At 57.0% G+C, this 3,871-nt stretch carries 2 protein-coding genes; one reads left to right on the top strand and one right to left on the bottom strand.

Going from position 1 to position 3,871, the window contains the following annotated elements; all coding sequences use genetic code 11:
* A partial coding sequence (locus tag AB4043_RS17590; protein WP_442307651.1) for an Ig-like domain repeat protein occupies window positions 1–1,635 on the top strand: 1,635 nt, incomplete at its 5' end.
* Here the strand turns inward: AB4043_RS17590 and ppk1 are convergent.
* Entirely contained in the window at window positions 1,632–3,821 is a 2,190-nt protein-coding gene (ppk1, locus tag AB4043_RS17585; RefSeq protein ID WP_442299467.1) for a polyphosphate kinase 1, read from the bottom strand. The genes AB4043_RS17590 and ppk1 overlap by 4 nt on opposite strands.
* Window positions 3,822–3,871 lie beyond the last annotated feature (50 nt).

Here is a 3,871-nt window from a genome sequence, read left to right as displayed (position 1 = left end):
TCGCCAAACTGCACGGTCAACAACAGTGCAAATAGCTATGGAATACTCTCTGGTTTCAGTTCGAATGTGGGCTATGACCTGACGACTGGCTTGGGATCGGTGAACGCCGCCAACCTAGCGAATAACTGGTCTTCTGTGAGCTATAACTCGACCAGCACGACGCTATCGTTATCTCCATCTCCGACCAACATTACGCATGGAACACCTGTGACTGCCAATGTAACCGTTACCTCGGGCACTGGTACACCAACGGGTGATGTCACGATCAACGCCGCCACAACGAATGGCTCTGTGGGGGGCGGCACGCTGAGCGGAGGAAGCTATTCCGGAACCTTCAATAACTTCCCGGGCAGTAGCGGCACTACCTATCAGGTAAGGGCGCATTACGGTGGCGACGCAACTCACGCTGCGTCTGACTCCAATGCTGTCACGATAACTGTCTCTTCGGAGAACAGCAAGACGACATTACAGACACTGTTCTATAACCCGGCCAACGGGACCGTGGGAACGGCATCGAGCGTCTTCTACGGACAGTATCTGGCACTGATCAAGTTCGCGGTAGCAGGGGCAAGTTGCTCGTCGACGACTCCTTGCGATGGCGTGCCGACTGGGACGGTCGCTGTAAAAAACAATGGCGCCGCTTACGGTTCCGGGAACTATGGTCTCAATAGCGAAGGCGTTGCGGAGATTCAGACGGTTGACCTTCTCCCCGCTACGTATAGCTTCAGTGGAACGTATAGCGGTGATGCTAGCTTCAACGCCAGCACGTCAGGGACAAGTGGTTTTACTGTTACGAAGGCGCCAACAACTACCACCTTTACTTCCTCAGCAACAACACTGGCTTCAGGGCAGTCTGCGACGCTGACCGTCAATGTACCGACGCAGAGTTACGGCAGCATCCTGCAGACTGGAACGATCAGCATTCTGAATGGCAGCACGGTGCTTGCTACGGCCCCTGTTAAGGGGGCTTCATCCTCCACGACGGGCCTTAACTCGGCGACAGCGACATATACGCTGAATGCCAGTCAACTAAACGCAGGATCGAATTCGATCACGGTGCAATATTCCGGTGACGGAAACTATCTGGGCTCCACGTCAGCAGCTACCACGATCACGCTCGCAACCGGAGGGACGTCCAGCTTCAGCCTGAGTGCATCGCCGGCTGGTCTCACTGTGTCGCGCGGCAGCTCGGGTACTTCAACTATCTCTGTAGCCGCGGTGAATGGATTCAGTTCTTCCGTCGGCTTGTCGTGGAGCATCTCCGGCTCACCGACGGGCGCTGGCTGCACGCTCTCGCCGTCTTCCGTAACGCCAGGAACGACGTCGACACTGACGATTACCACCGTTCGCGGCTCCTCACAGACCGGTGTCTTTTCCCAGTGGCGGCCAGTCGCGTTCAGCGGCGTAACTATTGCCGGGCTGATCCTGGTTATGATTCCGCGCCGCCGGCGCTTTGCTCCGCTACTTGGGGTGTTACTGTTGCTTGGAGTAGCCGGAGTTATCAGCGGTTGCGGTGGCGGTAGTAGTGGCTCTTCGAGCACGCCTGGAACGCCGACTGGTAGCTACACCGTGACGGTGACAGGAACCAGCGGATCGATCACGCAAACGACCTCTGTTTCACTGACCGTGAACTAAGTCTTCTTTGTCTGACGGGTCCGTCTTTTTGCAGGCTGAGGTGCGGTTGCCTCAGCCTGCGACATTTGAGGCGCGACACCTTGTGATGCGACACCTTGAGGTGCAACACCTTCGATCTGTTGCATCAGATATGCCTGGGCATCGAATGGCTTGTCTGTTCGCGCTGGACGTACGTAATGCCCATCCGGGGTGAGCAGTCTCGCTTTCGCCTCATCGCGCAGATAGCTGCCGAGGAGGTCTTCCCGTAAGCGAAGCAATAACTGCTGGTCGTAGATGGGGAAGACGACTTCGCAGCGGTCGTAGAGATTGCGGGGCATCCAGTCCGCGCTGCCGCAGTACGCCTCATCCGCGCCGTCGTTCAGGAACCAGAAGATGCGGCTATGTTCGAGGAAGCGGCCCACGATCGAACGCACGCGGATATGATCGCTGAGGCCCGGTACACCTGGTCGTAGAGCGCACATGCCGCGGATAATCAGGTCGATCTCCACTCCTGCTTGGCTGGCGCGATACATGGCTTCGATCAGGCGCCGATCGATAAGGCCGTTCATCTTGGCAATCAGATGTGCCGGTTTGCCTGCTTTAGCGTGCTGGATCTCGCGGTCGATCAGCTTTTCAAGATCGTCAACGAGTGTGAGTGGCGCCACCATCAGAGGGCGATAGAGCTCGCCTTCCGCTTCGGCGGTCAGATAATTGAAGACCGTATGGACCGCATGCGTGATCTCGGGATTCGCGGTCAGCAGGCTGATATCGGTATAGAAGCGGGCGGTGACCGGGTTGTAATTGCCGGTGCCCAGATGGGCATAGCGGCGCATCACACCGTCTGGATCACGGCGAATCATCAGGGCAAGCTTGCAGTGAGTCTTCAAGCCGAAGATGCCGTGGAAGACCTGTACGCCGGCGTCCTCCAGAGTGCGAGCCCAGCGGATATTGGAGGCCTCGTCAAACCGGGCCATTAGCTCTACGACAACGGTAACGTCTTTTTGCTGCGACGCATCGACCAGTGCCGCAAACATCGGTGAGTCCGCACTGGTGCGATAGAGCGTCTGTTTCATGCTCACGACGGCAGGATCGGCTGCGGCAGCTTCAATGAACTCCTCGACGACGCTATAGCTATCGAAAGGATGATGCAGCATGATGTCTCGCGTGCGCAGCTCATCCCACAGATCGGTTGATTTCCGGTCGAGCCGGTACTCGCGGCCATGGAAAGGCGGATACTTCAACGAATCCTTGTCGACACCCGAGTAGAGATTCATCAAGCGGGAGAGATTTACCGGCCCTTCGGTTTTGAAGACCTGCCATTCATCCAGTTCGAAGTTGGCACGCAGGCGTTCGACGATGTCGGGGTCTGCACCTTCGCTCACTTCCAGACGAACGGCATCGCCTTTGCGGCGATTATGCAGTTCGCTGCGGACGCTCTCCAGCAGAGAGCGCGTCTCTTCTTCCTGGAGATAAAGGTTCGAGTTACGGGTGACTCGAAATGCCGTCTTTGCGAGAACCTCATAGCCGCGGAAGAGGCGTTCAGCCTGCGCCTCGATCAGGTCATGAAGAAAGATGAACTCGGTGCATCCACTGGTGCACGGCAGCTTGACGAAGCGAGGCAACGACCGGGGAACCGTAATCACACCCAGAATCGGTGCAGCGGCAGCAGCTCCCTTGCGCTTACGCCGAAGAAGCAGCGCGATGCAGAGTGCTTTATTCAGGACTCGCGGGAAGGGATGCGCCGGGTCGATGGTGACCGGTGTCAGAAGAGGATCAACTTCATCGTTGTAGTACTGTTCTGCGTATTCGAGAGCCACCGCATCCAGTTCGCTCCACTCAAGAACCCGGACACCTGCGTTGAGCAAGGCAGGCAGGAGCTGGTCATTCCAGCAACGGTACTGGTCGCAGACAAAGGAATGCATCAGGCGATTGAGCTCTTCGAGGCGCTGCTGCTCGCTCATCCCGTCATCTGCTTCAGCCTGCGGGGTGACGTATCCATCTTCCAGACGCTGTAGTACGCCGGCGACTCGAATTTCGACAAACTCATCGAGATTGCTTGCCGTAATGGCGAGGAACTTGACACGCTCCAGCAATGGATTGCGCTCGTCCTGCGCTTCTTCCAGCACGCGCCAGTTAAAGCGAAGCCAGCTTTCGTCGCGATTGAAGAAACGGTGAGGTACTGGCGCCGGGTTCGTTCGACGTGGCATAGGAAGTATCAGCCTATCAGCAGCTTTGATACGGCGTGATAAATCTCAGG

Source organism: Terriglobus sp. YAF25 (assembly GCF_052113305.1).
Classification (GTDB): domain Bacteria; phylum Acidobacteriota; class Terriglobia; order Terriglobales; family Acidobacteriaceae; genus Terriglobus.
This window is presented reverse-complemented; position numbering and strand designations above follow the sequence as displayed.

What these genes read in the sequence shown, in the direction of transcription:
- ppk1 (WP_442299467.1), bottom strand. Translation starts at nt 3,821, where the DNA reads ATGCCACGTCGAACGAACCCGGCGCCAGTACCTCACCGTTTCTTCAAT.